The organism is Pontivivens insulae, from assembly GCF_900302495.1.
Lineage (GTDB): Bacteria > Pseudomonadota > Alphaproteobacteria > Rhodobacterales > Rhodobacteraceae > Pontivivens > Pontivivens insulae.
On record NZ_OMKW01000001.1, the window covers coordinates 775,219 to 801,068 of the forward strand.

27 protein-coding genes and 1 tRNA gene are annotated in these 25,850 nt (G+C 58.7%); 11 read left to right on the plus strand and 17 right to left on the minus strand.

Translation table 11 applies throughout. The features are described from left to right. Positions 1-10: 10 nt before the first annotated feature. The gene (locus tag POI8812_RS03550) at positions 11-1,582 is read left to right on the plus strand and encodes a DUF5928 domain-containing protein (protein WP_162844873.1); all 1,572 of its coding nucleotides are present in this window, start codon (positions 11-13) and stop codon (positions 1,580-1,582) included. An 11-nt stretch (positions 1,583-1,593) separates the two neighbouring features. Continuing rightward, positions 1,594-1,980: a histidine triad nucleotide-binding protein gene (locus POI8812_RS03555; protein WP_108781130.1), complete on the plus strand. Its 387-nt coding sequence runs from the start codon at positions 1,594-1,596 to the stop codon at positions 1,978-1,980. Between the two features lie 2 nt (positions 1,981-1,982). Here POI8812_RS03555 and POI8812_RS03560 read toward each other — a convergent pair whose 3' ends face one another. After that, positions 1,983-2,942 carry a GT-B fold glycosyltransferase domain-containing protein gene (locus POI8812_RS03560; protein ID WP_108781131.1) on the minus strand — a complete coding sequence of 320 codons (960 nt, stop codon included), beginning with the start codon at positions 2,940-2,942 and terminating at the stop codon, positions 1,983-1,985. Between the two features lie 59 nt (positions 2,943-3,001). Here POI8812_RS03560 and POI8812_RS03565 point away from each other — a divergent pair. The 5 genes from POI8812_RS03565 (at position 3,002) to POI8812_RS03585 (ending at position 6,782) form a co-directional block, all read left to right on the plus strand. Then, positions 3,002-3,078 (plus strand) — tRNA-Arg (locus tag POI8812_RS03565). Positions 3,079-3,245: 167 nt separating this feature from the next. After that, positions 3,246-4,139 (plus strand): metal ABC transporter substrate-binding protein, encoded by an 894-nt coding sequence (locus POI8812_RS03570; RefSeq protein WP_108781132.1) that lies wholly within the window; start codon positions 3,246-3,248, stop codon positions 4,137-4,139. Between the two features lie 32 nt (positions 4,140-4,171). After that, positions 4,172-5,074 (plus strand): manganese/iron ABC transporter ATP-binding protein, encoded by a 903-nt coding sequence (locus tag POI8812_RS03575; RefSeq protein WP_108781133.1) that lies wholly within the window; start codon positions 4,172-4,174, stop codon positions 5,072-5,074. Then, positions 5,074-5,943: a metal ABC transporter permease gene (locus POI8812_RS03580; RefSeq protein WP_108781508.1), complete on the plus strand. Its 870-nt coding sequence runs from the start codon at positions 5,074-5,076 to the stop codon at positions 5,941-5,943. The genes POI8812_RS03575 and POI8812_RS03580 overlap by 1 nt, the downstream gene beginning before the upstream one ends. After that, entirely contained in the window at positions 5,943-6,782 is an 840-nt protein-coding gene (locus tag POI8812_RS03585; RefSeq protein WP_108781134.1) for a metal ABC transporter permease, read from the plus strand. Before POI8812_RS03580 ends, POI8812_RS03585 begins: the two co-directional genes overlap by 1 nt. On the opposite strand, the gene choV is transcribed toward POI8812_RS03585, so the two are convergent. The 3 genes from choV to choX all read right to left on the minus strand — a co-directional run bounded on the left by choV (position 6,779) and on the right by choX (position 9,628). Continuing rightward, a complete protein-coding gene (gene choV / locus POI8812_RS03590) occupies positions 6,779-7,786 on the minus strand; it encodes a choline ABC transporter ATP-binding protein (protein WP_108781135.1) in 1,008 nt (335 codons plus the stop codon). The genes POI8812_RS03585 and choV overlap by 4 nt on opposite strands. After that, a complete protein-coding gene (gene choW / locus POI8812_RS03595) occupies positions 7,783-8,622 on the minus strand; it encodes a choline ABC transporter permease subunit (protein ID WP_108781136.1) in 840 nt (279 codons plus the stop codon). Before choW ends, choV begins: the two co-directional genes overlap by 4 nt. A 70-nt stretch (positions 8,623-8,692) precedes the next feature. Next, positions 8,693-9,628, minus strand: coding sequence for a choline ABC transporter substrate-binding protein (gene choX, locus POI8812_RS03600; RefSeq protein WP_108781137.1), 936 nt, complete (start codon positions 9,626-9,628; stop codon positions 8,693-8,695). A gap of 94 nt (positions 9,629-9,722) precedes the next feature. Between choX and betI the strand changes: the two genes are divergently transcribed. Both betI and betA read left to right on the plus strand, forming a co-directional pair. Then, the gene (gene betI, locus POI8812_RS03605; RefSeq protein WP_108781138.1) at positions 9,723-10,292 is read left to right on the plus strand and encodes a choline-binding transcriptional repressor BetI; all 570 of its coding nucleotides are present in this window, start codon (positions 9,723-9,725) and stop codon (positions 10,290-10,292) included. A gap of 5 nt (positions 10,293-10,297) precedes the next feature. Next, positions 10,298-11,941, plus strand: a complete 1,644-nt coding sequence (gene betA / locus POI8812_RS03610) for a choline dehydrogenase (protein ID WP_108781509.1) — start codon at positions 10,298-10,300, stop codon at positions 11,939-11,941. On the opposite strand, the gene POI8812_RS03615 is transcribed toward betA, so the two are convergent. From POI8812_RS03615 to POI8812_RS03655, 9 genes are all read right to left on the minus strand, one after another. Further along, positions 11,938-12,408 carry a pyridoxamine 5'-phosphate oxidase family protein gene (locus POI8812_RS03615; RefSeq protein ID WP_108781139.1) on the minus strand — a complete coding sequence of 157 codons (471 nt, stop codon included), beginning with the start codon at positions 12,406-12,408 and terminating at the stop codon, positions 11,938-11,940. The two genes, betA and POI8812_RS03615, sit on opposite strands and share 4 nt — an antisense overlap. Beyond that, a complete protein-coding gene (locus POI8812_RS03620; protein WP_108781140.1) occupies positions 12,408-12,998 on the minus strand; it encodes a PqiC family protein in 591 nt (196 codons plus the stop codon). Before POI8812_RS03620 ends, POI8812_RS03615 begins: the two co-directional genes overlap by 1 nt. Before the next feature lie 11 nt (positions 12,999-13,009). Continuing rightward, complete coding sequence (locus POI8812_RS03625; protein ID WP_108781141.1) at positions 13,010-16,021, minus strand: MlaD family protein; 3,012 nt, start codon at positions 16,019-16,021, stop codon at positions 13,010-13,012. Continuing rightward, entirely contained in the window at positions 16,018-16,662 is a 645-nt protein-coding gene (locus POI8812_RS03630) for a paraquat-inducible protein A (protein WP_108781142.1), read from the minus strand. The genes POI8812_RS03625 and POI8812_RS03630 overlap by 4 nt, the downstream gene beginning before the upstream one ends. Next, positions 16,635-17,237: a paraquat-inducible protein A gene (locus tag POI8812_RS03635; RefSeq protein ID WP_108781143.1), complete on the minus strand. Its 603-nt coding sequence runs from the start codon at positions 17,235-17,237 to the stop codon at positions 16,635-16,637. Before POI8812_RS03635 ends, POI8812_RS03630 begins: the two co-directional genes overlap by 28 nt. Before the next feature lie 125 nt (positions 17,238-17,362). Next, a complete protein-coding gene (gene hslU / locus POI8812_RS03640; protein WP_108781144.1) occupies positions 17,363-18,670 on the minus strand; it encodes an ATP-dependent protease ATPase subunit HslU in 1,308 nt (435 codons plus the stop codon). Between the two features lie 68 nt (positions 18,671-18,738). Then, complete coding sequence (locus POI8812_RS03645) at positions 18,739-19,068, minus strand: hypothetical protein (RefSeq protein WP_108781145.1); 330 nt, start codon at positions 19,066-19,068, stop codon at positions 18,739-18,741. Positions 19,069-19,082: 14 nt separating this feature from the next. Continuing rightward, complete coding sequence (gene hslV, locus POI8812_RS03650; protein WP_108781510.1) at positions 19,083-19,640, minus strand: ATP-dependent protease subunit HslV; 558 nt, start codon at positions 19,638-19,640, stop codon at positions 19,083-19,085. Positions 19,641-19,651: 11 nt separating this feature from the next. Further along, positions 19,652-20,227, minus strand: a complete 576-nt coding sequence (locus POI8812_RS03655; RefSeq protein WP_162844874.1) for a rhomboid family intramembrane serine protease — start codon at positions 20,225-20,227, stop codon at positions 19,652-19,654. Positions 20,228-20,435: 208 nt separating this feature from the next. Between POI8812_RS03655 and POI8812_RS03660 the strand changes: the two genes are divergently transcribed. Both POI8812_RS03660 and POI8812_RS03665 read left to right on the plus strand, forming a co-directional pair. Continuing rightward, positions 20,436-21,650 carry a phenylacetate--CoA ligase family protein gene (locus POI8812_RS03660; protein ID WP_146186115.1) on the plus strand — a complete coding sequence of 405 codons (1,215 nt, stop codon included), beginning with the start codon at positions 20,436-20,438 and terminating at the stop codon, positions 21,648-21,650. Next, positions 21,634-22,509 carry a hypothetical protein gene (locus tag POI8812_RS03665; RefSeq protein ID WP_108781148.1) on the plus strand — a complete coding sequence of 292 codons (876 nt, stop codon included), beginning with the start codon at positions 21,634-21,636 and terminating at the stop codon, positions 22,507-22,509. Before POI8812_RS03660 ends, POI8812_RS03665 begins: the two co-directional genes overlap by 17 nt. Here POI8812_RS03665 and dnaA read toward each other — a convergent pair. The 4 genes from dnaA to POI8812_RS03685 all read right to left on the minus strand — a co-directional run bounded on the left by dnaA (position 22,506) and on the right by POI8812_RS03685 (position 25,839). Beyond that, positions 22,506-23,861 carry a chromosomal replication initiator protein DnaA gene (gene dnaA, locus POI8812_RS03670; protein WP_108781149.1) on the minus strand — a complete coding sequence of 452 codons (1,356 nt, stop codon included), beginning with the start codon at positions 23,859-23,861 and terminating at the stop codon, positions 22,506-22,508. The two genes, POI8812_RS03665 and dnaA, sit on opposite strands and share 4 nt — an antisense overlap. Before the next feature lie 81 nt (positions 23,862-23,942). Beyond that, positions 23,943-24,377 (minus strand): rhodanese-like domain-containing protein, encoded by a 435-nt coding sequence (locus tag POI8812_RS03675; protein WP_245895240.1) that lies wholly within the window; start codon positions 24,375-24,377, stop codon positions 23,943-23,945. Between the two features lie 341 nt (positions 24,378-24,718). Continuing rightward, positions 24,719-24,982 (minus strand): 30S ribosomal protein S20, encoded by a 264-nt coding sequence (gene rpsT / locus POI8812_RS03680; RefSeq protein ID WP_108781150.1) that lies wholly within the window; start codon positions 24,980-24,982, stop codon positions 24,719-24,721. Positions 24,983-25,062: 80 nt separating this feature from the next. Further along, positions 25,063-25,839: an enoyl-CoA hydratase gene (locus POI8812_RS03685; RefSeq protein ID WP_108781512.1), complete on the minus strand. Its 777-nt coding sequence runs from the start codon at positions 25,837-25,839 to the stop codon at positions 25,063-25,065. Positions 25,840-25,850 lie beyond the last annotated feature (11 nt).

Sequence of the window (25,850 nt, forward strand, 5' to 3'; positions counted from 1 at the left end):
AGGTCTGCCCGTGGTTCGGATCGCCTATATCCTGTTGTGTCATGCCAACCCGGACGGGGTGATCGAACAGGCGCGCGCACTGACGGGGCAGGGCGACTACGTATCCCTCCATATTGATCTGAATGCCGCGGATGGAATGCATGCAAAGGTTCGCGACGCGCTGGCGGGCGAAGAGAGGGTCGTTTTTGCGAAGCGTGTGAAATGTGGTTGGGGAGAGTGGTCGCTGGTGCGCGCGACGCTCAACGGGATCGAAGCTGCGCGAACTGCCTTTGAGGATGCCACGCACTTCTATTTCATCTCGGGCGATTGCCTGCCGATCAAATCGCGCCGTCAGATCGCGGACTACCTCGCAACCCATGACATGGACTTTGTTGAGAACCACGATTTCTTCAAGAGCAACTGGATCAAGACTGGCTTGAAGGAAGATCGGCTGATCTATCGCCACTTCTTCAATGAGCGTCGTAACAAGCCATTGTTCTACGGCATGCTGAAAATTCAGCGAGAGCTGAAACTTAAGCGGGATCTGCCCAAAGGTCTGGAGATCCGCATTGGTTCTCAATGGTGTGTGTTGCGCCGGTCAACTGTCGACAAGATCCTAGCGCTGTTGCGGAAGCGAAAGGATATTATCCGCTTCTTCTCTACCACGTGGATACCGGACGAGACGTTTTTTCAAACCCTTGTTCCGCACCTCATTCCGCGGGAGCAGATTTCGGGAAAAATTCTCACGTTTCGGGCCTTTTCTGACTACGGCCTGCCTTTGGTGCTCCATTCTGACCACAAGGACCTTCTGTTGCGGCAGGACGCCTTGTTCGCACGTAAAATCTCAGCGACCGCGCCAGCTTTCAGGCAGGACCTCTACGAACACTATGCGAGCGGTGCGACGGTTACGGCTGTATCGGGCGCATTTGGCACATTGTATGAGTATGTGACGAGCCGCGGCCGTGTTGGCGCACGAAGCATGCCGCGCATGTGGGAGCGCGGGGGGCAGATCGGGCGCGGGCAGACTGTCATGGTCGTGGTGTGCAAAAAGTATCACCTCGGCAAACGCTTCATAGCCGCACTACGCAATGCCAGCGGGCCGGTGTCGCTTGGCTATGTGTTTGATGAAGATGTTGGCGTGCTGCCTCATCTAGGGGGGATCGAAAGCACGCGCGAGAAACGGGGCAGGCACAGGCGTGCCGTCATGCGGTTGCTCTTTGAGTATCATGAAGCGGACCGGTTGGTGATCTGCCTCGACCCGTCGAACATCGACGTTCTGCGCGATCTCAACGCGGATCGGTGCAGTCTGCGGGTGTTAGAGATCCAGACCAAGGTCGATGCAGAATACCTGATGGGCCACGCGCATCGAGTTGGGTTGGCGGATCGCATGGTTCGTGTTGAAAATGCCGGAGATCTGGTCGCAACGCTCGCTCGCCAGTTTGTAGATGAGAGCGAGGCGTTGCGAGACCTCGACCTGTTGCACTTCTACTCAATTGGGCCCGAAGATGGCCCAGCCCAGATATCAGAGCAGATCGCGCGGTTTGCGGATCTTCCGCAATCGGATGCCGACGACATTGCGCAGAATGTGAACCTGACAGACTGAAGGAGGCTTCGATGGCCTATAGCTATGATGAACAGAACATCTTCGCGAAGATTCTGCGGGGTGAGATTCCGAACAAGACCGTTCTCGAGACTGACCATTCGCTTGCGTTCGAGGATATTAACCCCCAGGCCCCTCAACACGTTCTGGTGATCCCGAAGGGGCCCTATGTGACTTTTGATCATTTTGCCTCCGAAGCGTCGGAAGCGGAGATTGCCGACTATGTGCGCGCAGTCGGCAAGGTCGCACAGATGATGGGCGTCACGCCGGATGCAGGCCAAGGGTACCGGATGCTGTCCAATGCTGGGCCTGATGGACATCAGGAGGTGCCGCATCTGCACGTCCATATCTTTGCTGGTGCATTCCTGGGGCGGATGATCAAGGTGCGGTCGCCCCAATAGCGCTACCGCATCCAAAGACCAGCCGCGCGCAATCGCTTCCGCAGATCTGCTTCATCGGTCGGTGCCCCTTCGGCAAAGAGTGCCTGAACGCGCGCGCTGCCGCCGCGATAGAGCATTTGGTGAAAGGCGGGATGCCGCTTCAGCAGCTTCTTCGTTCTGTTTCGGGCTGCAACGCGGGTCACAGTTTCGACCACATGCGCATCCTCTCGCGCGAAGAGGAGCGGTAGGGTGCGGTAGTGACAACTGATGTGTTCATCTAGCCCTGTCACACCGCGCGTGTGCCCACCCTCGGCCGCAATCGCGAGCGGTAGAGCAATCTGATCGAGCCACGGGTCAAGGCTTTGCCCCGTTAGCTCAACGCCAGGGCGCGCTTTGATCTCAGTAGCGTATCTGAGGAAGCGGCTCTGAAACCGATGCGGGCACGGCCCCAGGATCCAACCTGCATTATAGTAGGGGATGCGCTGCCAATCGGATTTTGACCGAGCTGGATCAACCGGCATTTCCAACCCAAAGCGCGTGTAGAGGCTTTTCCAGATTTGCGCGCGCTCATCTTCAGTCTCAATCTTCGGCCACGACGGGCTGCGCCGCAGCGACGCGGTTGGAGTGGTGAAATCCGTTTCCAGCACCAGCGGGTCGTTCAAAAACAGGGTGTCTGTGTCGAAGAAGATGAAGGGTTCGTCGGCTGGCAGCAGATTGAGCGCTTCAATTTTGTTTCCATGTGGATACGAACTGCCGAAATGCTGGCTGCGCAGGGGCACGATACGCGCGCCACGCTCTGTCAGGAAACTGCGTATTTCAGGATCAGAGATACGTGGATCCGTTGCCCATAGCGGCCCGGGTTGCGGCTCGGCCAGTGTAATCCGGGTCTCGTCCGTGCCGACCTCACGCAAGCTGGCCAAGGCGAGGACAGCCTCGGCGCTTAGGCGGCCAGATTGTATCACCATCAGAATATTGAAGCTCATAGTGATCCCCAAAGAACAATTTGCGCTCCCCCCCGGCTTACAGTAAGAGCGGGACCGACGCACCCATAGCTCAGCTGGATAGAGCGCTGCCCTCCGAAGGCAGAGGTCTCAGGTTCGAATCCTGATGGGTGCGCCACTCAATCACAACATCGCGTCGCAATCCTTCGAGCGCTCTGTTTGCGCTAGTTGCAGGACGATTTGTCGCTATTTGGTTATTGAGAACGCCTCGCAATAAGATTGACTATTGAGAATGGTTTGCATTAATGATGCCTCGATGTATTAGGATTCGACTGGAGTTGCTGAATGATTGCGCGCGTTTCTGCATGTTCCCTTGCCCTGACCCTGTCTGCTGGCATCGCATTTGCCGATGATCGGATGAAAGTGGTGACAACATTCACTGTCCTGGCCGACATGGCGTCAAACGTTGCCGGTGATGCGGCAGATGTCGTGTCCGTCACCAAGCCTGGGGCTGAGATCCACGGATATGAGCCGACGCCGCAGGATATTGTCGCAGCATTCGATGCGGATCTGATCCTGTGGAATGGCCTTAACCTCGAACTTTGGTTCGAGCAGTTCCTCAACAACCTCGGTGATGTTCCATCGGTCACCCTGACCGACGGCATTGATCCCATTGCGATCGGATCGGGCAGCTACGAGGGGTTGCCCAACCCCCACGCGTGGATGGGTCTCGATAATGCATTGATCTATATCGACAACATCGAAGCGGCTTTTATCGCCAACGATCCTGACAACGCCGCAACCTACCGTGCGAACGCGGAATCCTATCGCGCTGAATTGCGCGCAACGCTTGAGCCACTGCGGGCGGCAATTGCGCAGGTGCCTGAGGGCCAGCGTTGGCTGGTGACATGTGAGGGGGCATTCAGCTATCTCGCGCGTGATTTCGGGCTTCAGGAACTTTATCTCTGGCCGATGAATGCCGATCAGGTAGGGACACCTCAGCAGGTGCGCAGCGTGATCGATGGCGTGAGGGAAAACGCTATTCCGGTCGTCTTCTGTGAAAGCACTGTGAACACGGCCCCCGCCGAACAAGTCGCTCGTGAAACCGGTGTCGACTATGGCGGAGTGCTCTATGTCGATTCATTGAGTGAGCCTGATGGCCCGGTGCCCACCTACCTTGATTTGCTGCGAGTCACGGTAAGCACGGTCACCGCGGGTCTTTTGGATGCGGTTGATTGATGCTGTGACATGAACTTGAGAGCCTGAACCCGATGCCCAAAGACCAGCAGGATAATGTTAAAGCGACGGCGCCAGTGGCGCGCGAAGGCGCTGGGCTGCTGGCTCGGGACGTGACGGTGACCTATCGCAATGGGCATACCGCCCTTTGGAATGCGAGCTTCGAGATACCGCGCGGTACAGTGACCGCCTTGGTTGGTGTGAACGGCGCGGGCAAATCGACCCTGTTCAAAGCGATCATGGGCTTTGTCCCAGCATCTTCAGGAAAGATCGAGGTACTGGGGCAGAGCGTGAAGCAGGCCCTCAGCAAAAACCTCGTTGCCTATGTTCCACAATCGGAGGAGGTCGACTGGACCTTCCCGGTGCTGGTCGAAGATGTGGTGATGATGGGGCGATACGGGCATATGGGCTTTTTGCGTCGCCCACGCACCGCAGATCATGCTGCCGTTGAGCAGGCGCTGAAACGCGTCAATATGCAGGACTACCGACATCGTCAGATCGGTGAGTTATCGGGGGGGCAGCGCAAGAGGGTCTTTCTTGCCCGCGCGCTTGCGCAAAACGGCCAGGTGATCCTGCTTGATGAGCCGTTCACGGGCGTCGATGTGACGACAGAAGAGCAGATCATCGCTCTGTTGGGGGAGTTGCGGGCGGAAGGCCGCGTTATGCTTGTCTCCACGCACAACCTTGGCTCGGTCCCTGAGTTCTGTGATCGCACGGTCCTCGTCAAGGGGACGGTGTTAAGCCACGGACCGACCGAAACGACGTTCACCCGGGAAAACCTTGAGGCCGCATTTGGCGGCGTGTTGCGTCACTTCACGCTGGGCGGTGAGGCCTTGCACGATGATGAGGATGCGCGTGCCGTCACGATCTTTACCGATGATGAGCGGCCTTTCGTTCAATATGGCGACAAGACCCAGATCACGGAACCAAAGACGTGATCGATCTTTTGGTCGAGCCGTTCAGCTACGGCTACATGACGAACGCGATGTGGGTGTCGGCCTTGGTTGGCACGGTTTGCGCCTTTCTGTCTGCATATCTGATGCTGAAAGGTTGGTCGCTAATTGGGGACGCGCTCTCCCATTCGGTCGTGCCGGGCGTGGCCGGGGCCTATATGCTGGGCTTGCCCTTCGCCTTGGGGGCGTTCCTGGCGGGGGGATTGGCGGCAGGTGCGATGCTGTTCCTCTCCGAACGCTCTGGGCTGAAAGTGGACGTTGTCATCGGCCTGATCTTCACCAGTTTCTTCGGACTAGGTCTTTTCCTGATTTCCATTAATCCGATTTCGGTTTCCATACAGACGATAACCATGGGCAACATCCTTGCGATCACGCCAGAGGATACGCTTCAGCTGGCGATCATCGGGTTTGTCTCACTGATCGTACTGCTCGCGAAATGGAAGGATCTGATGGTGACGTTCTTTGATGAGAGCCATGCCAGAACCATCGGTCTGCGCCCTCAACTCCTGAAGGCCGTCTTTTTCATCTTGCTGTCGGCATCCGTCGTCGCGGCCATGCAGACCGTTGGCGCATTTCTGGTGATTGCGATGGTCGTAACGCCGGGTGCGACGGCGTACCTGCTCTGCGACCGGTTTCCGCGGTTGATTGTCACCTCTGTCACGATTGGGGCCGTTACAAGTTTCTTCGGGGCCTATCTCAGCTATTTCGTGGACGGCGCGACGGGTGGTGTCATCGTCAGTCTTCAGACACTTGTTTTCCTGCTCGCCTTCGTTCTCGCGCCAAAGCATGGTCTTCTGGCGCAAAAACGAAAGGCGCGGGCCGCCTTGCGAGACATCGGGGCGGGGGCAGCCTGATGGAACTGGAGTGGCTCCTTCTTCCGTTTCGGTTTCCGTTCATGCAGAACGCGTTCCTGATCTCCCTGATCGTTTCGATACCAACGGCCCTGCTCTCTTGCTTTCTCGTGATGAAGGGATGGGCGCTGATGGGGGACGCGGTTAGCCATGCGGTGCTGCCCGGAATCGTGTTGGCCTACATACTTGGCCTTCCCTTGCTTATCGGTGCTTTTGTGGCGGGTATGACCTGCGCGGTTGCAACAGGCTATCTGGCCGAGAACAGCCGGGTGAAACAGGACACCGTCATGGGGGTGGTGTTTTCCGGCATGTTTGGTGTCGGTCTAGTCCTGTACACTTCAATCGAAACGAGCATGCATCTGGACCACATCCTGTTCGGCAACATGTTGGGAGTCGATCGGGCGGAGCTTTGGACAGCCGGTATCATAGCTGTGTTGGTTGGCGGTGCTCTTGTGATGAAGTGGCGCGACTTGTTGCTGCACAGCTTTGACCCAGCACAGGCGCGGGCCTCTGGCTTGGCTGTTGGGTGGCTGCACTATGGCTTGCTCGCTGCCCTCTCATTGACAATTGTCGCGACGCTAAGCGCCGTTGGCCTGATCCTCGCCATCGGCCTGTTGATTGCGCCGGGGGCGATTGCATTTCTGCTGGTTCGGACTTTTGCGCGGATGCTGTGGGTGTCCGTTATAATCTGCATGTTCGCCATGGTGGCCGGGACGTATGCCAGCTTCTTTCTCAACAGCGCACCGGCGCCGACGATCGTGCTGATCCTAACCGCCATGTTCATCTTCGCCTTTGTCCGCCGTCAGGTGTTGACCCGTCGCGCGGCGCTGAGGGCGGTCTAGCGATTCAAGGATTGCAGCGTGTCGTGCGCCGTTACGACACCAACTGTTTCGCCACCATCCACGACGGTTAGCGCGGGCACGTCCGCGAGCTGCTCCATGATATCGCTGAGCGGCGTGTCCGGTTCAACGGCAGGTCCAGTTCCTTGTCCCGGCTGCATCACATCCTGTGCGGTCAACACGCCGAGCGGGTTCATGTGGGCAACGAAATCCTGAACATAGGCATTCACTGGGTTGCGGATAATGTCGCGCGGTGTTCCGCATTGCACGATCCGTCCCCCTTCCATGATTGCGATCCGGTCGCCCAGTTTGAAAGCTTCATCCAGATCATGGCTCACGAAGATAATTGTCCGTCCCAAGCGCTGCTGAAGTTCCAAAAGTTCGTCCTGCAGCCGGGTGCGGATCAGCGGGTCGAGCGCGGAAAAGGGTTCGTCCATCAGTAGAATCGGCGCCGGGGTCGCGAAGGCGCGCGCAAGACCGACGCGCTGCTGCATGCCGCCCGAAAGCTCACCCACCTTTCGGTCCGCCCAATCGGTCAGGCCAACAAGGTCAAGTTGCGTGCGCACCTTCTCTGACCGCTCTTCCTTTGACAGGCCAGAAACCTCAAGACCGAAGCCGACATTCTCCGCAACGTTGCGCCATGGAAGCAGGCCGAATTGCTGAAACACCATCGACACGCACTCACGTCTTACACGTCTCAGGTCCGGCGTCGCTGCGCCAGTGACATTGCACGTCCAGTCCCCGTCGGTGACAGTCACGGAACCGCGCACGACGGGGTTCAGGCCGTTGACTGCGCGCAACAGCGTTGACTTGCCCGAGCCGGAAAGCCCCATCAGAACGAGGATTTCACCCTGTGCGACATCAAGGTCGCAGTTGTGGACCCCTAGAATTTGGCCCGTCCTCTCCTGAATTTCAGCCCGTTCAAGCCCCTGATCCATGAGAGGAAGTGCATCTTGCGGCCGATTCCCGAAGACGATGTTGACGTTGTCGAAGCGAACCGCACTCATTTCTCGTCCTTTCCGATCCGAAGCATCCGGTCGAGCAGGACCGCCACAACCACGATGACAAAGCCGCTCTCGAACCCAAGTTGGGTATTCACGGTGTTCAGAGCGCGCACGACGGGAACGCCGAGCCCGTCCGCCCCGACAAGGGCCGCGATCACAACCATGGAGAGGGAGAGCATGATCGTCTGGTTCAGGCCAGCCATGATTTGCGGAAGCGCATAGGGCAACTCAACCTTCCATAGCTTTTGCCTGCCCGTTGCGCCGAAGGCATCAGCGGCCTCCAGCAACGCCTTCGGTGTTGAAGCCACGCCAAGGGCCGTCAGACGGATGGGTGCCGGCAGTACGAAGATCACGGTGGCAATCAATCCGGGCACCATTCCGATCCCGAAAAAGACGATTGCCGGGATAAGATATACAAAGGTTGGGAGCGTCTGCATCAGGTCGAGGACTGGCCGCATCGCGGCGTTCAGACGTGGCCGATGTGCCGCAGCGATGCCAATCGGAACACCGATGCCCATGCAGACCACACAGGCCGAAAGGACAAGTGTGAGGCTTTCGGTCGTTTCTTCCCAGTAGTCCTGATTGAGAATGAACAGGAATCCCACCAGAACCAGCAGACAGGTTTTCCAGTTGCGCTGGATGGCCCATGTCAGGCCAACGAATAGCGCGATGATGATCAGCGGATGTGGCGTCTGAAACAGCCAGAGCAGGCCATCGATCAAGGCTTCCATCGCGACGGCAATGGCATCAAAAATAAAGCCCAGATTGTCGCGCATCCAGTCGAACATGTCCCGCGCGGTCTTGCCCACGGGGATCTTGTTTTCGGTCAGCCAGTCCAAGTGCGCACCTGCCTAATATGTTTGAGGGGAAGTGTGGTCGGACGCCCCTCTTACGGGGCGCCCAGTCAAATCAGAGGCCCAGCGCTTCGTTGACGGAGGCCATGGCATCTCCGCCATCCAGGGTCGTCACGCCGTCGAGCCATCCGGTCAGAATGGCCGGGTTAGCCTGAAGCCATGCGGTGGCAGCTTCATCGGGGCTTTCGCCATCGTTGAGGATTGCGCCCATGATCTCGTTTTCCATCTCAAGGGAGAAGGCGAGGTTCGTCAGCAGCGCGCCAACATTCGGGCAGGTCTCGACGTAGCCGGCGGTCGTGTTGGTGAAGACTGTTGCGCCGCCCAGATTCGGGCCAAACCAATCGTCACCGCCGGTCAGATAAGACATCTCGAAATTCGCATTCATCGGGTGGGGTTCCCAGCCGAGGAAGACAATCGGTTCATCACGGTCAGACTTACGGTCAACCTGGGCAAGCATCCCCTGTTCGGAGCTTTCGACCACCTCGAAGTCCGACAGGCCAAACGCGTCTGCTGCGATCATATCCATGATCAGACGGTTGCCGTCATTTCCGGGTTCGATGCCGTAAATTTCGCTGTCCAATGCATCGGCATGGGTCGCGATGTCCGCGAAATCCGCAATCCCAAGTGCTGCTGCTGCCGCGTTGACGGCCAGGGTATACTTCGCACCTTCGAGGTTCGCGCGGACCGTATCCACGGTGCCCGCCTCGCGATAGGAAGCGATGTCACCTTCCATCGTCGGCATCCAGTTACCCAAGAATACGTCGACGTCACCCTCTGCGAGGGATGCATAGGTCACGGGAACAGACAGAAGCTTCACGTCGACTTCGTATCCAAGGGCCTCAAGGACGACCTGAGTCGCAGCGGTGGTCGCCGTAATATCAGTCCATCCCACGTCTGAGAATGTCACTTCGCCGCAAGCGGCATGGCCATCTGCGAGGGCAGCGCCGGCGACTAGGCTAAGGGCAAGGGCACTGGTCATCGTGCGGATCATCGGAAAACCTCCTGCGGTCTTTTTGTTGATTGACGAGTCAATCAAAACGGTTCAACTGGTTTTTGCAAGCGTAGTGTAGGTGGAGAGCGAACAAATGCCAAAGGTTGGAATGGAAGCCCCGCGCAGGGCTGCGTTGGTCCAGGCGACGGTTGCCGAGGTCGGTGCCGCAGGCTCGCTAGACGTCTCCGTTGCTCAGATCGCGCGACGGGCGGGCATGTCATCCGCTTTGGCGCATCACTATTTCGGTTCCAAGCAACGCATTTTTTCTGCCGCGATGCGCTACATCCTGACGGCATACGGAAACTCGGTCCGCGCGCGCCTTGCCGTTGCGGCCACACCGCGCGAGCGGGTCGAGGCGATTGTGGCGGCCAGTCTGGATGCGGAGCAGTTTGCCGCGCAGACGGTTTCAGCCTGGCTGCAATTTTATGTGTATGCGCAGACTGAGCCAGAGGCGGCTCGGCTTTTGTCGATCTATATCCGACGGCTGCGCTCGAACCTTGTCCATGCGCTGAAGCCAGATTTCGGAGATGCTGCACATGACACGGCCGAAGGCGTTGCCGCACTGATCGATGGCTTCTACATTCGGCACGCATTGCGCGGCGCGACGCCCGATGCCCGACAAATGCAGCGGATTATTGCGTCCTACCTCGATGGAGCAGCGTGATGAGCATGGAGGCAGATTACGTAATCGTCGGGTCCGGTTCTGCAGGATCCGCGATGGCCTTTCGACTGGCCGAGGCGGGAAAGTCCGTCATCGTGATTGAGGCGGGCGGAACCGACGCAGGACCTCTGATCCAGATGCCCGCGGCTCTGAGCTATCCCATGAATATGCCGATATATGATTGGGGCTACACGACCGAGCCGGAACCGCATCTGAACAATCGGCGGTTGGCTGCGCCGCGTGGCAAAGTTCTGGGCGGATCATCGTCAATTAACGGGATGGTCTATGTGCGCGGGCATGCCCGCGACTACGACCACTGGGCTGAAAGTGGCGCGGATGGTTGGGCCTATGCGGACGTGTTGCCCTACTTCAAGCGAATGGAGGGTTGGACCGCGGGTGAGAGTGATTGGCGGGGAAAAGACGGCCCGCTGACCGTCAGCCGCGGACCCAGAACAAACCCGCTATTCCATGCATTTGTCGAAGCGGGCGCGCAGGCAGGCTTTGAGACCACCGACGACTATAATGGTGAGAAACAGGAAGGTTTCGGCGCCATGGAGGCGACGATCCGAAAGGGACGGCGTTGGTCGGCAGCAAAAGCCTATCTGGAACCTGCCAAGAAAACCGGGCACTGCACCGTCCTGCGCGGTCTTGCCGAGAAAGTGGTCATCGAACAGGGGCGTGCCCGGGGCGTGGCTGTCGCCCGCTCGGGTCGCACCGATGTCGTGCGCGCGCGCGAGGAGGTGATCCTTGCCGCTTCTGCTTTCAACTCGCCAAAACTGTTGATGCTGTCTGGCATCGGCCCAGCCGCCCATCTGGCAGAGCATGATATTGAGGTTATCGCGGATCGGCCCGGCGTCGGCTCGAACCTTCAGGATCATCTGGAGTTCTATGTTCAGCAGGCCTGCACTCAACCAATCACGCTCTATAAGCACTGGAACCTGTTCTCAAAGGCGATTTTGGGGGCACAGTGGCTTTTCACCGGCACTGGATTGGGTGCATCCAACCAATTCGAAAGCGCGGCGTTCCTGCGATCCAAACCCGGTGTCGAGTATCCTGACATCCAATATCACTTCCTGCCCTTCGCCGTGCGGTATGACGGAAAGGCCGCAGCAGAGGGGCATGGGTATCAAGCCCATGTCGGACCGATGCGCGCACGCTCTCGCGGTACTGTCCGGTTGCGGGATGCAACTGCAACGGCAGCACCGGTGATCCAGTTTAACTATCTCGACAACGAAGAGGATCGCGCCGACTTTCGCCACTGTATCAGGCTGACGCGCGAGATTTTTGCACAGCCTGCCTTTGACCCCTATCGCGGCAAGGAGATCAAGCCAGGCGCCTCCGTTCAAAGCGATGATGAGATTGACGCGGTGATCGCCGAGCATGCCGAGAGTGCCTATCACCCCTGTGGCACTGCAAAGATGGGGCGGCGGGATGATCCAATGGCGGTGGTTGATGCTGATTGCAAAGTCATCGGCGTAGACGGCCTACGTCTTGCCGATAGCTCGATTTTTCCGCGAGTGCCGAACGGCAATCTGAATGGCCCATCTATCATGGTTGGCGAAAAGGCCGCGGACCACATTTTGGGACGCAAGTTGGCCCGATCCAATGCGCAGCCATGGATCAACCCACGCTGGCAGGACAGTGATCGCTAAGGCTGAATGATATTTGGCCCGGTCCGAAAGTAGCTGACATTCTTCGTGACCAGATGATCTGGCGCAATTCGGATCAGCCGTCCGTCCGGATCATCGATGGCAGCTATGTTGTCGATGAACCATGGGTTCCATGTTGTTGGGTCTGGGCCAAGATATCTCGCCAACAAACGTCGGAACCGCGCCGCATCCATCGGAAGAACATCTGCGCGACCGCGTAGGCCGAGATGCAGGAGGATACCTTCTTCAGCGTCGAACTCTGTGATCGTTACGGCACAAACAGGCTGGACCCCGAGGCGTTTCAGAAAACTGCTGGACAGATCACCGATCGTCCAGAAAGCTCCCTCCTCCCAAAGAAACCAGACTGGACTGCCAAAGGCGGCACCACCCGCTCCGCTGGTGGCCAAATGGGCCATTAGTGGGCGCGCAAACAAGATATCTGGATCGAAATCCTGCTGTTCGCTGGGCATCAGCGGCGTCCGAGGTCGCGGGTGGTTACACCGGCCAGATCCGTTGTAATCAGTGTTGCCAGTTCCTCAATTGCGCGTGCCTGCGCTGATGCAATACCGCCGGCCCCAACACTCGTCACTGGCAGGCTGAGATCGAAGGCGCGGGCGCGTTCGTAGCTGCCGCGATCCTCTGCTACGATGAAATATTGTCCCTCAAAATCCAGCACGCCGCCCGGTGCGCCAAGAATGCGAGATACCTGAACATTGACGCTCAGTTCCGCGCGGCTCAGCAAAGGCCAAGGCTCTGCTGCTACCGCAGTTTGGGGAAGTGCACGGGCCAGAGTTTCGGCCAGCCGCAGGGTCAAGGCGCGCGGGGGCAGATCGGCCCAAAGCAGGCTGTCGAGGATTTCAACGGTCCCGTTCTCCCCAAGGATCGCGACTTCCTCACCCTCTGCGTAGTAGGGCAGAGAGATTTCGCGGATCTCGACACTGCGCGCGACAGTCACCCCGCCGGTCATAGGCTGTGCGCCGGGCAACAGCAGCCGAGGATCGGGCGGAGACGTGCACGCACCAAGCGCGAGAACGCAAAGGATCAAGAGGGGACGGATCATGGAAATTCTCCTTACCGGCCAAAGAGAACGGAGTTTGGATTGCGTTCGATGGTGCGCACGAGCGCGCCAATATCACGAGCGGCGTCACGGATTTCCGCCAATGCGCGCAGCGCTGCCTCGTTCACTTCTGACCCTTCGCCATAGCTCAGCAAGGTTGCATCCGCCGTGTTCGCGATCCGATCCAAGCGGGTCAGCAGCGCCGGGACACCCCGCGCGGCGATTGCGATGGCATCGGCCGCTTCCGTCGCGCTGGTCAGTGCACCGCTCAAACCATCGCCAATGCCCGCGCCGCGCAATTCTTGCAGGGTTAATCGCAACTCACGCAGGCTTTCGGTCAATGCGGCTGGAAGCTCCTCCGCGCCCGGCGCGCTCAACACATTGTCAGCGCTGCGCACGAGATTTTGCACGTCCCGTGCCAACTGATCGAGCGGCACTTCGTTTGCACGAACCGCCAACAGATTGAGTTCATCGATCAAGCCCGGCACGCCGTCAGATGCGTCTGCGATGGAGGCAGCGGCGCGGCTCGCATCTTGCAGGGTCGTGGTCAACGTCTGCGCCAGCTGTCCTTCGAGCATCTGGTCCAAAAGGGTCTCCGCCGCGCCAATGGAGGCGTTCAGTGTTGCGGGGAGCGCGCGCGTCGCCGGATCGTTGAGGAGCGCGCGCAAATCTTCAAGCGCCGAGGTGGCTTCACGCGGAAGAGCGCTGAGCGCTGGGTCAGCCACAAGGCGACCCGCGGCGTCGACAACCTCTCCACCGCGCAGGACAAGCTCGTTTACGTTTCCGGGTATGTCTGCCGACGCGGAAGCGAGCGCAGCCAACTCATCAGCGGCCGTTGTCGCGCCGTCCAGAGCTGTCGCGAGCCGTTCGGGAAGGGCAGCTGCCTCAACATCCTCAAAGAACCGCCTTGCGACCCGCAGCATATCACGTGCCTCACCCGGAAGTGCGGTCGTAGCCGGATCGCCGAGAATGGTGCGTAGATCGCTCAACGCACCTTGCGCGGTGCCGGGTAGGGCGCGCGTCGCCGGATCGTCGAGGAGGGTGGAGACACTCTCAAGTGTCGAGCTGCCGCGCGCTAGTAATTCCGCGACATCTTCTGGCAGAGTCTCGGCATTCAGTACCAGCGCCCCAATGCGATCCGCCGCGACCTCAGCGCTGTCGAGCGAGCTTGCAAGCCGGTCAGCGATGGCGGCGTTCTCAAGCTGGGTCAGGATCGTGTTCACCCGCGCCAGTGCATCGCCCAGCTGGTTTGGCGCGTTCTGAAATTCGGGGTTGTTGACCAGATCACGCAAACCGGCGAGCACGTTGGCTGTTGTCCCCGGCAGGCGTTGTGTTGCCGGATTTGCGATCAGATCGGAGGCCGCGCGCAGCGTCGTCTGCGCATAGCTCACAGCTGTTCCCAATTCAGGCGTCAGGGTGTCCGTTGCGTCGGTCAGCGTTTGGGCCGCGGCCGATGCGTCCTGTAACGCCTGGGTCAATGCATCGACGAGGGCCGCCTCCTCTGCCTGCTGAAGCAAAGCACGAACCGATTGAAGCGAAGCCAGTACTTCTTCAGGCGCGCGCTGTACGCCCTCTGACTGCAAAAGCCCCCGAATATCTCCCAGCATGCCGTTAAGGCCGGCGGGGAGCGAGCGGGTCGACGGATCGCGCAGAAGCAGCGTCACAGAGTCCATGGCCTGCGTCGCGGAGGCGAGGACCTCTGCAAGGGGCAGCTGATCAACACGGTTCAGCACCTCTGATGCGGTCTGCGCCATTGAGTCCGCCTCGGAGAATGCGGCAGGCATCATCGGGAACGGTTCCGCGTCGAGACGCAGTATGTCCGCTGGTGCATCCGGCATCTCGACCAAGTCGATTTGGCGGGAACCCGACAGGATTGTGGAGGAGCTTAGCCTTGCGCGCAGGGCGTTGCTTTCAACAAGGTTCGCGAGCAATTCAAGCGTATCGCCGGGCTGCGCATCAGGTGGCAGGCCAAGTCGCCCTGGCTCGACTTCGAACCCTGCCAGCAGTTCGACGCGGCTCGCGCCATCACGGGACGTCAGCCGGGTTGAGACGCTGGACACACGACCGACTGGAACGCCGCGATAGCTGACCGTTGATCCCACCGTCAGCCCGCCAATGGAGCCTTCAAAAACAGTTCCGATCGTAACGGGCGTTTTGGTCGCCGTGTCGAAGAGTGAGGATTGCGCCGCGCTTGCAGACTCGTAGAGGCGGAAACCGCGACCGCTACTGGCCGGACCGCCGCCGTCAAAAACCGTTTCGAATGTCACGCCACCGCGCAAAAGTGAGACGAGAGACCCAACGTTGAGCTGAGCACCGGATAACCCCAATTCAAATGAGAAGCCAGAGGCGTTCCAAAAGCGGGAGCCTTCTGTAACGAACTCATTGTAAGGGGCATTGATGAATGCGGTATAGATCACCGATTGGCCGTCATCTGACAATGTCAGATCCTCAATCTGTCCGACCTCGACACCGCGATACAGGATTGGTGCGCCAACTCCCAGTGATGCAGTCCCGTAGGAGCGAAGCGTGATCCGAAGTCCGGGTTGGTCAATCGGGGTCAACGGCGCACGTTCTAGCCCTTCGAACTGCCTTTCAACAGGACCCGGCGTACTGGGCAGTTCTGCACCGATATAGGTGCCGCTGAGCACTGTGTTCAAACCGGAGATGCCCTGTGCGCTGATCTCAGGACGGACAATCCAGAATTCAGCTTCTTTCGTGAAATAGGAGGCCAAATCTGGCGAAACCCGTACCTCAACCAGAACTTCGGAGAGGTCGCTGGAAAATGCGATGCCCTCAACGGTGCCGACACGGACATCGCGATACCGAACAGGTGTTTGCCCGGCCACGAGGCCGGCCGCATTTTCGAAAGACACAAAAATGACCGGACCGCGATCAGACCAAGTTTGCCAGGCGACATAGAGCGCGACCAATACTGCGAAAACTGGTACGAGCCAGACGATCGAAACCCGCTCCCAAAGCGGAGGTCGGCGCTCTTCTATACGGGGCTCTGCCGGTCCGTCAGTCACGCCTGTTTCTCCATCTTTGATTTTGCTGGAAGGGTGTCCCAGATCAGTCGGGGGTCAAATGCCTGCGCGGACAGCATCGTGAAAGCGACGGACAATGCAAAACAAATCGCTGCAGGCCCGGGGTTCACCTCTGCTGCAGCACCCAATTGGACCAGCGCTGCCAGCAAGGCCACAACAAAGACGTCGACCATCGACCATCGACCAACAAATTCGATGACTTCGTGCAGATGGATGCGGGCTTTTTGACTGAGGCGGGAGGGCCGCATAATCGACAGTGCAAGTAAGGCAATGACCAGGAATTTGCTCATCGGCACGACCACAGATGCCACAAAGATGATAAGCGCAATTCCGACGCTGCCATATTCGATCAAGACAATCACGCCGCCAATGATCGTATCTGCACTTTCGCGGCCAAGCTGGCGCGTGGTTAGCATTGGGTACAGGTTCGCCGGAATGTAGGCGAGAAAGCCAGCAATCCACCACGCCCAGACCCTTTGCAAGGATTGCGGCTTACGCGAACGTAGCCGCGCATTGCATCGCGGGCACCTTTGCAAATCCTTTTCAGATACCAGTTCGCAACGATGGCACGCGACCAGACCGGCCTCGCGCGCTGTCACTCCATATCGTCGATCAGGGACCATATCGCTGCAGAATCCGTCGTGTTGCGCTCGAAAGCGATGATAAGTGTGGCGGCGCAAAACGCCCAGAAGGCCGCGCCAAACCCAACATGGGCCAGATCGATGATTTTCACCAACGCAACAGCCGACCCCAAAAAAAAGATCTCCGCCATTGCCCAGGGTCGCAGAGCCTGGCTGAGCCGGAAAGCCTGCGCCGCCTTGTCGGGAATGGGGTAACCGAAACGAATGGGGCCGAGCGCGTAGACAAGGATTGCCGCACGCAGAAACGGAATACCCACAATTGTCAGTGCGACGGCAATAGTAAGCGGTGCGGTCCAGCCCGACATGAAGACCAACGCGATTTCGATCAGAGTGGCCGAGTTCGACAAGCCCAGCTCACTGATCGAGAGAAACGGGAAGAACAATGCGAAGAAGATTAGAACCGTCACAGCAACCGCCATCGCCAATGTGCGGTCTAGCGAAACCCGTTGGCCCGATACGATGACTGTATCGCACCGGCGACACCGTGCGCGGCGTCCCGGCGCAAGGTCAGGCACCTCGTGCAACAGATCACAGGCAGGACAGGCGAGAAGCGTCATTGTGCTATTGTAGGCCGGAGCTGCGCACGGTTCCACTCCGCATCAAGCAGGGGCGCCTCTTTGCCAAAACCCGCAAACTCTCAGCCGAAAGTGGAAAAGCGCGCGTGCTGTGATGGCGGTACCGTCTACAGCACGTAGCGGCTGAGATCTGTCGACCGGCTCAGTTCGCCCAGATGGGTTTCGACGAACGCAGCGTCCACTTCGATGCTCTCCCCCGAACGGTCCGGTGCGGTGAAGCTGAGTTCTTCAAACACCCGTTCAAGCACTGTGTAGAGCCTGCGTGCGCCGATATTCTCCACATTCGTGTTCACCTCTGCCGCGATGCGCGCGAGCGCTGCAATGCCGTCTTCGGTAAACGTCACCGTGACACCTTCAGTGCCCAGCAAGGCCGTGTACTGACGGGTAAGCGCGTTGTCGGTTTCCGTTAGGATGCGGACGAAATCTTCCTCCGTCAGTGCGCGAAGCTCGACCCGGATTGGAAGACGGCCCTGAAGCTCAGGCAGCAGGTCCGAGGGTTTTGCGATGTGGAACGCGCCACTTGCAATGAACAGAATATGATCCGTTTTCACCGGTCCGTGCTTGGTGGAAACGGTTGTTCCCTCGATCAGTGGCAGCAGGTCGCGCTGAACACCTTCACGACTGACCTCACCGCCACGTGCATCCTGGCGGGTGGCCACCTTGTCGATTTCATCCAGGAACACGATCCCGGATTGTTCAACGGCCTGTACCGCGTCCCGTGTCAGCGCTTCCTCGTCAAGCAGCGCGTCAGCCTCTTCCGCGATCAGCACTTCATAGCTGTCGGCGACACGCATCTTCTTGCGAACCGTGCGCCCGCCCATCGCCTTGCCGAACAGCGCACCCAGATCCATCATCTGACCACCGCCCGGAGGCATTCCGGGGATGTCCATGCCACCCAACGGATTCGAGGTATCGCGGACCTCCAATTCGATCTCGGTGTCATCAAGCAAACCGTCGCGAAGCTTCTTTCGGAACATCTCGCGCGTCTGTTCGCGTGCGCCGTCACCGGCAAGGGCCGCGATGACCCGCGCCTCGGCGGCTTCGTGGGCGCGCGCTTTCACTTCCTCCCGCTTGAAATCACGGGTCATCGCAATGGACGCATCGACAAGATCGCGGATGATCTGTTCCACATCGCGACCGACATAGCCAACCTCGGTAAATTTCGTGGCCTCAACCTTGATGAAAGGCGCGCGCGCCAGTTTTGCCAAACGTCGGCTGATTTCGGTCTTGCCGACGCCCGTCGGCCCAATCATCAGGATGTTCTTTGGATAGACCTCCTCGGCCATCGCATCATCCAATTGGCGGCGACGCCAACGATTGCGCAGCGCGACTGAGACGGCGCGTTTCGCGTCCTTCTGCCCGATGATGAAACGGTCAAGCTCCGAAACGATTTCGCGCGGGGTAAGGTCAGTCATGCATAATCCTCTTTGCTGTCCCCCAGATAAGCGCATGCGGCCGGGGCGCAAGGTTCGAGACGCGGCGCTCAGAAGTCGTCGGCCGGCTCCTGGTCCTGATCCAGCGGCGCACGAGAGATGAGCGCCCAAGCTTCCTTGCCACTCTTCATCCGCCCGCCACGTGCGTCGAGTTCGATGAGCAGCGAACGGGTTTCATCTTCGCTGGCACCGATTGTGCGCGATAGACGTTCGATAGACGTGAATGTGCGATTACTCGCGCTCAGCATCTTGCGTAGCAGCTCTTTGCGCGGCCGTGCCCAGCGTTTCTCACGTTGGTGCTGACGCCACATTTCAAGCAAGAGCGGGCTGATGAACGCGCCGACAAGGCCGCCTGTGATGACCAGTGCGAGATCGTTCATAGCCGCCGATCCTGTTATCCGATGACTTCGACCACGGCATTGCCGTTGGTGTAGACACAAATGTCGGCTGCAATGGAGAGAGCCCGCCGCGCAATCGCCTCTGCATCCATCTCCTGATCCATCAGCGCGCGCGCAGCAGCCAATGCGAAATTCCCGCCGGAACCCACTGCGGCGATGTCATGCTCGGGCTCCAACACATCACCTGCACCGGTGACAATGAACAGGTCACGACCATCGGTGACAATCAGCATCGCTTCGAGGTTCCGCAGATACTTATCCGTCCGCCAGTCTTTGGCGAGGTCGACACAGGCCCGCGCCAATTGGCCTGGTGCAGCCTCTAGCTTTGCCTCCAAACGCTCCAGCAACGTGAACGCGTCTGCGGTCGATCCTGCAAACCCGCATATAACATCGGACCCATCAGGCGAAAGGCGACGCACCTTGCGCGCAGTTCCTTTCATAACAGTCGGTCCTACACTGACCTGGCCATCGCCTACGACAGCCACCTTGCCGTTCTTGCGCACGGCCACAATCGTCGTGCCGTGCCATCCGGGAAATCTTTGTTGTTCGCTCATCGCGATCTCCTTCATGCCCGTCCGGGGCGCCGTGCGAGGTAAGGCGCGATCAGCCAGCCTGCAACCCCACCGCCAAGGTGGGCCTGCCAGGCCAATCCGCCCTGAAGCGCGAAAGCGAGGGCAATGTTCAATACGATCATGCCGAGCACGAATAGTCCGACCCCCCGTACCGATTGACCGGTCGCGCGCAGCGCGTTGAATTCCCATCGCTTCCATGCCCCCAGAAAGCCGAAGACCGCACCGGATGCGCCGACCATTGGCACCAACTCGACAGGCGCCAGCAGCCAGAAACCGATGCCGCCTGCGATCGCGGTCAGTGCAAACAGGATGAGGGCCCGAAACTGCCCGCAGATCGTTGCGACAAGCTTCCCAACAGAAAGCAGGACGACAGTGTTCATCGCGACGTGGGCTGCGCCGCCATGCAAGAAGGCGTGCGATAGGAACATTGTCCATTGCTGGCCGCGAAACAGGCCCGACATTCCGTCAAGCAACGTTATCCAGAACGCTCCATAGTACATCAGAGTGTTGCGGCTGACTGGCCCTACCCCGGCATCCCCCAGGGAAGCCGCGATCTCAATGACGATCATTACCCCCACCAGTATCCAAAGCAGGGCGATGGACGGTTCACGTGATGGTTGGGCAGAGTGCGTTTGATCGTTTTCAGTCATAGTGTCCATATATGCCCGTCGAAGACGGGTGTGAAAGAGGGGGGCGGCTGTTTCCTGCTCTCACTTCACCTTGACCGGTCAGGCTGCGGCCTTCACCGTGACCAATGCGACGGCTGGGGGAGGTCAGATGGCACATGAGTTCGATGAGCAGACCCGAAGGCAGCTTCAATGGAGTGTTGGGTACGCGATTGAGCATGTTCCGCACTATTCGGTGCTGGCCAATTTCGGCGGCTCAGGCTGGATAGAACAGCTTGATCAAAAGGTTTTTTCCAGCTTGCCGCTCACCACCAAAGGCGACTTGCGCGCATATCCCATGCTGGCGATGTCGGCGGTGCCGCAGTCGGAGTTGGTACGGGTTCTTGCGACTTCGGGCACAACTGGCCCTGCGGTTCTGAGCGGTGAGACTGCGAATGATGCCACCGCCTCAGCCGAGACAATTGCGTCCGCAATCAGGCAGATCGGTTTGGCCGAAGGTTCGTTGGTTGCGGTCTTGCATGGGACTGACCGGCTTGCCGATGCTCAGGCCCTGCAACGGGGGGTGGTACGCGCTGGATGTGTCGCCTTTCCGCTATCTGGTGACCTGCGGCCCCAGCATCTGGATCAGATCGTTTATGGCGCAGTGCAATGCATCTGCGCCACGCCATCGCAGATGATTGCTCTCCATGACGCTATGGGTCGTGCCGGATTTGATCCGCGTGATACTGCCCTGGAATTCGCCCTCCTGGGGGGCGAGCCGATGAGCGATGCTTTGCTCCAATGGATTGAGCGGGTCTTCGATATTGCTGTTGCTGACATATACGGTCTGGCAGAACTTGGCGGCCCCGGTGTCGCCATGGGGCAGGGGCCGCTTACAGTGACGCCGCATCGCTTTCTGGCTGAGATTGTCGATCCTGACACTGGCCAAAGTTTAGTGTCCGGCGAGCCGGGTGAGTTGGTCCTGACCAGCCTTGCTACCGAAGCTTTCCCGGTTCTGCGCTTCCGCACCCGGGATATCGCAATGCGGCAGCCAGACGGACCGAATGGGGAGCAACGGATCAGCCGCATTCAGGGCCGTTTGGACGATATTGTTGAACTCAGAGGGGAACGCATATTGCCAACCCGGATCGAGGCAGAGATTTTGGCGATCGATGGCCTGACCCCGCATTACCGTATCGTACGCCTCCGTGATGGCGACTTGGATCGGGCGCGTGTCGAGGTGGAGGGTCTTGCCGGTGTTGAGCCGCTTACGGAACGGCTCCACGGTCAATGCTCAGATGCGTTCACTGTGCAATTGGTTGAGCCAGGGTCGCTGCCACGATCAACGGGTCGAATGATACGGTGTGTTGATGTCAGAGGATGCTGATATCGGGCCCGCGGCTGCATTGCTTAACGCTGGTTCCAAAGCTCGCGTCCCGCTCCGTTCGGTCTTGATGACGATCTTCATCGATGTCGGGATGCCACGCGGTGGTGTTCTGACGGCCGGAGGGCTTCAGAGCCTTCTGGCGGGATTGGGCTATTCGAAAGGCGCTGTCCGCACAGCGCTTGTCAGGGCTGTGCAAGCTGGTGATCTGGTTCGCGCCCAGACGGTCGATGGTGCTGCTGGCTACGGCTTTTCGACATCCAGAAGGATCACCGCAGGGCGCGCTGTTCGGCGCTTATATGCCGCGCGCTCCCCGATTGAGGCGCCAAGCTGGCTGCTCGTCCATGTTACGGATTTGCGCCCTGAGGAGCGGGATAGGTTAAGCAGAGCCGGGTTTCGTTCGGTGCGGCGGGGCCTTCACATCCGCCCGGAAACGGATATTTCCGTTGAACAAGCCATTCCCGTCCGGGCTATCGTGGCGCGTGGCCGTCTCACACTCCCACCGGATGCGGTGAAGCCCTTCAGACCCGAAAATCTGCGGCAAGAATTCGACGAGATTGCTTTGGCACTGACTGCGCTGTTGGAGCAGTCAGACGATTTGGTCGACCTTCCCGTCGAGCAGGTCGCCTCCGTGCGCATTGCGGCCCTACACCGCTGGCGTCACTTGATGGCCGAGTTTGAGCCCCTGCCAGGTGCGTCGGGGGCAGATGACGGATGGGCTGTCGAACAGGCCCGCGCCGCCGTGATGCAAACCTACCTGCTTGCCGCTGACAGCAGTGATGAGTGGCTGGATACAGAAGTGGGCATCGCAGGACGGCGGCGCGCCACCCGGATACGGGATCGTTTCAACCCGTCGCTTTAAGCTTCCAGCATCCGGCGTAGCAGCTCGACATCTTCAGCGATCTGGCTGTCAGTATGCTTGAGCTCTTCGATCTTTTTCACGGCGTGAATCACAGTTGTGTGGTCCCTGCCACCGAACTTGCGGCCAATCTCCGGAAGGGATTTCGATGTCAGGGTCTTTGCAAGGAACATCGCAACCTGTCGCGGTCGCGCGATGGCGCGCGCGCGACGCGCTGACAAAAGATCATTCATGCGCAGGTTGTAGTGATCTGCGACCTTCCGGATGATCTCTTCGATTGTTACCTTGCGCTGCGAGGCGCGCAGAAGATCGGCCAGACATTCCTGCGTCATGTCCAGATCGATCCGGCGTCCGACGAGAGATGCGAAAGCAAACAGCCGGGTCAGGGCGCCCTCAAGCACTCGCACGTTTGTCGAGATGCGATGTGCCAGAAAGTCGATGACTTTCTCCTCGATCTGCACGTCGGGGTGCATTGCAAGCTGGCCTTCCAGCTTAGACTGCAAGATGCCGAGACGAAGCTCGAAATCTGTCGGATGCAAATCGACGACAAGGCCCCACTGAAGGCGCGAACGAATGCGATCCTCGATCCCTTCAATTTCCCCGGGCGCCCTGTCCGCTGAAATGATCACTTGTTTGTTTTGATCAATCAGGGCGTTGAAAGTATGGAAGAATTCTTCCTGTGTTGAATCCTTACCCGCGATGAATTGGACATCGTCCACCATCAGGACGTCCACCGAGCGGAACAGCTCTTTGAACGAGATCATGTCCTTGAAGCGAAGCGCCTGAACGAAGCGGTACATGAACTGCTCTGCCGAGAGATAGAGCACGCGAAACCCCGGGTTTTCCTCCTGAAGTTTCCACGCGATTGCATGCATCAGGTGGGTCTTTCCGAGCCCGACACCGCCGTAAAGAAAGAGTGGGTTAAAGCTGACTTCGCGGTTCTCGGCGACGCGCCGCGCGGCCGCGTGGGCGAGCTCGTTGGGTTTACCAACCACGAAACTGTTGAACGTGTATTTCGGATCGAGCGGCGATCCTGGCAATTCGTCCTCTGCCGCGGATGGTGTTGCGGGCATCGCAGCTTGGGCTGGTGCAGCTTTGGCTACGTTCGCGGCACGCACGACGCTGAACGCCAATTTCGTCACCGGTACGCCTTCTTTCAGGAAGCCTGCGCAGATCTGCGAGCCATAGTTGCGATCGACCCAGCGTCCGATAAAGGAGGTCGGCGCGTTGAATTTCGCAACCGAACCATCCACGCAATCCAAGACGAGAGGATCAATCCAACTCTTATAGGCCTCGTGTCCGAGGCTCTTTTGCAGATCCGTGCAGATACGTCCCCAGGCAGCAGCTTGCGTCATGTCCGTCCCCAAACAGTCATCGTGGCCGGATTGTTGCAATCTCGGCAGGCTTTTCTTTTGGACGGGTCCTATTGGATCCCGTCAGCTTTGCTTCCAAGGAAGGTTCGCAGCTTTCCAGCCGTTCAAACCGCCCCTCTTACCGCTGCCGTCGAGGTCACCCTCGAACCCTTCAGCAACGTTGATGCAACGGATGGGAGTGCCTGCCTCCTCCATCAGCTGCGATACCGCGATCGCTGCGTCCTGCGATCGCGCGCCCGAACGACAGATGAACAAAACGGTCTGTGGGGTGGTGCCACCCATCTGCCGGGTCATATCATCGAGAAAGGACGGATTTGGCGTCATGCCAGGAAACTGGCGCCACTCGGCGAGAATCGTATCTCGACCCAGTTCGGCCAGATCAGGAAGACCGACGAATGTCCATTCTGCCCGTGAACGAACGTCGACCAGCGCGGCAGTTTCATCCTCCCGGAGCGCTTCATACGCTTCTGTCGGGGTAAACTGCTCTATATTTGGCACGCTGGGCCTCCTGATTAGTAACGTCAAGTAAATCGAATTAAGACGCAGCTGGCGGCGCCCTTCGACTTCATTTTCTCAGATTTAAGGACAAATATTTACTACCTCGAGCCGCGGAATTTCACGCTCGAATATAGTGATTGTCTTCAATTTCTGATCCACAAGCTGCGTCTTGCAGTGTTAGGACCGTAGAAGTGAGGCTCGATTCTGGCAACCGGGACAAAGAAAGAACATTAACGCGGCTTCGCGTTTTGGCATCTCGGCAACAGGTGTTGGTTTCAGACATGAAAAAGGGCGCGCCACCGCACGCCCAAATTCCAATTCAACCCGAAAGGGTTAAGCGATCAGGCCATTGCCTTAACGCGGCTCGCGAGGCGGGAAACCTTGCGAGATGCAGTGTTCTTATGAAGAACACCCTTGGTCACGCCACGCATGATTTCAGGCTGTGCGTTCTGGAGAGCGGTCTTAGCTGCATCCTGATCGCCACTTGCGATTGCTTCTTCGACCTTGCGCAGGAACGTGCGGATGCGCGAACGGCGGGCCGTGTTTACGAGGGTGCGGCGCTCAATCTGGCGCACGCGCTTTTTAGCGGAAGGCGAATTTGCCATGTCTGATTCCGGTCTTTCTTCAAAGAATGAGCCGCTGCATTAGCGCCACGGCTCGGATGTGTCAACGGCGCGGCAGCGAATTAACTGTCGCGAAACTTTGGGGAGCGTTTTTCGGTAAACGCCGCCATGCCCTCGGCCTGATCTTCAGTGGCAAAGAGGGAGTGGAAGACCCGACGCTCAAACAGCAGGCCCTCGCGCTGCGTCGTCTCGTAGGAGCGATTGACGGCTTCTTTCACGGCCATGACGGCAATCTGAGACTTCTCGGCAATCTTACCTGCCGTTTTCATGGCGTCGTCCATCAGATCTTTCGCGGGGACAACCCTGGATACAAGGCCCGCACGCTCTGCCTCCTCAGCATCCATGAAACGACCTGTCAGGTTCATCTCCATGGCTTTCGACTTCCCGACCAGGCGGGTCAGGCGCTGCGTGCCGCCTATACCGGCCATGACGCCAAGGTTGATCTCTGGCTGACCGAATTTTGCAGTGTCCGAGCAGATGATGAAGTCGCACATCATGGCAAGCTCGCACCCGCCACCTAGCGCGAAACCAGAAACCGCGGCGATGATCGGCTTGCGAACCCGCGAAACGGCTTCCGTCTCGTTCGTGAAATAGTCAGAGCCGAACATGTCAACGAAGCTCTTCTCAGACATTTCCTTAATGTCCGCGCCGGCAGCGAAGGCCTTCTCAGAGCCGGTCAGGACGATGGCGCGAACATCGTCATCAGTGTCCCACTGACCGAGCACATCAGCCAATTCCCGCAGCAACTGCGCGTTTAGAGCATTGAGTGCATCGGGGCGGTTCAGTCGGATCACACCAACATAGTCGGAGATCTCCGTGATCAGCATTTCATAGGCCATGAAGTCCATCC

What these genes read in the sequence shown, in the direction of transcription:
- POI8812_RS03645 (WP_108781145.1), bottom strand. Translation starts at nt 19,068, where the DNA reads ATGAACGATCTCGCACTGGTCATCACAGGCGGCCTTGTCGGCGCGTTC.
- betI (WP_108781138.1), top strand. Translation starts at nt 9,723, where the DNA reads ATGCCAAAGGTTGGAATGGAAGCCCCGCGCAGGGCTGCGTTGGTCCAG.
- POI8812_RS03560 (WP_108781131.1), bottom strand. Translation starts at nt 2,942, where the DNA reads ATGAGCTTCAATATTCTGATGGTGATACAATCTGGCCGCCTAAGCGCC.
- POI8812_RS03635 (WP_108781143.1), bottom strand. Translation starts at nt 17,237, where the DNA reads ATGACGCTTCTCGCCTGTCCTGCCTGTGATCTGTTGCACGAGGTGCCT.
- hslU (WP_108781144.1), bottom strand. Translation starts at nt 18,670, where the DNA reads ATGACTGACCTTACCCCGCGCGAAATCGTTTCGGAGCTTGACCGTTTC.
- POI8812_RS03615 (WP_108781139.1), bottom strand. Translation starts at nt 12,408, where the DNA reads ATGCCCAGCGAACAGCAGGATTTCGATCCAGATATCTTGTTTGCGCGC.
- choV (WP_108781135.1), bottom strand. Translation starts at nt 7,786, where the DNA reads ATGAGTGCGGTTCGCTTCGACAACGTCAACATCGTCTTCGGGAATCGG.
- POI8812_RS03575 (WP_108781133.1), top strand. Translation starts at nt 4,172, where the DNA reads ATGCCCAAAGACCAGCAGGATAATGTTAAAGCGACGGCGCCAGTGGCG.
- POI8812_RS03585 (WP_108781134.1), top strand. Translation starts at nt 5,943, where the DNA reads ATGGAACTGGAGTGGCTCCTTCTTCCGTTTCGGTTTCCGTTCATGCAG.
- POI8812_RS03665 (WP_108781148.1), top strand. Translation starts at nt 21,634, where the DNA reads ATGTCAGAGGATGCTGATATCGGGCCCGCGGCTGCATTGCTTAACGCT.
- POI8812_RS03620 (WP_108781140.1), bottom strand. Translation starts at nt 12,998, where the DNA reads ATGATCCGTCCCCTCTTGATCCTTTGCGTTCTCGCGCTTGGTGCGTGC.
- POI8812_RS03555 (WP_108781130.1), top strand. Translation starts at nt 1,594, where the DNA reads ATGGCCTATAGCTATGATGAACAGAACATCTTCGCGAAGATTCTGCGG.
- hslV (WP_108781510.1), bottom strand. Translation starts at nt 19,640, where the DNA reads ATGAGCGAACAACAAAGATTTCCCGGATGGCACGGCACGACGATTGTG.
- POI8812_RS03685 (WP_108781512.1), bottom strand. Translation starts at nt 25,839, where the DNA reads ATGGCCTATGAAATGCTGATCACGGAGATCTCCGACTATGTTGGTGTG.
- POI8812_RS03660 (WP_146186115.1), top strand. Translation starts at nt 20,436, where the DNA reads ATGGCACATGAGTTCGATGAGCAGACCCGAAGGCAGCTTCAATGGAGT.
- POI8812_RS03655 (WP_162844874.1), bottom strand. Translation starts at nt 20,227, where the DNA reads ATGATCGTCATTGAGATCGCGGCTTCCCTGGGGGATGCCGGGGTAGGG.
- betA (WP_108781509.1), top strand. Translation starts at nt 10,298, where the DNA reads ATGGAGGCAGATTACGTAATCGTCGGGTCCGGTTCTGCAGGATCCGCG.
- POI8812_RS03570 (WP_108781132.1), top strand. Translation starts at nt 3,246, where the DNA reads ATGATTGCGCGCGTTTCTGCATGTTCCCTTGCCCTGACCCTGTCTGCT.
- POI8812_RS03630 (WP_108781142.1), bottom strand. Translation starts at nt 16,662, where the DNA reads ATGGTCCCTGATCGACGATATGGAGTGACAGCGCGCGAGGCCGGTCTG.
- dnaA (WP_108781149.1), bottom strand. Translation starts at nt 23,861, where the DNA reads ATGACGCAAGCTGCTGCCTGGGGACGTATCTGCACGGATCTGCAAAAG.
- rpsT (WP_108781150.1), bottom strand. Translation starts at nt 24,982, where the DNA reads ATGGCAAATTCGCCTTCCGCTAAAAAGCGCGTGCGCCAGATTGAGCGC.
- choX (WP_108781137.1), bottom strand. Translation starts at nt 9,628, where the DNA reads ATGATCCGCACGATGACCAGTGCCCTTGCCCTTAGCCTAGTCGCCGGC.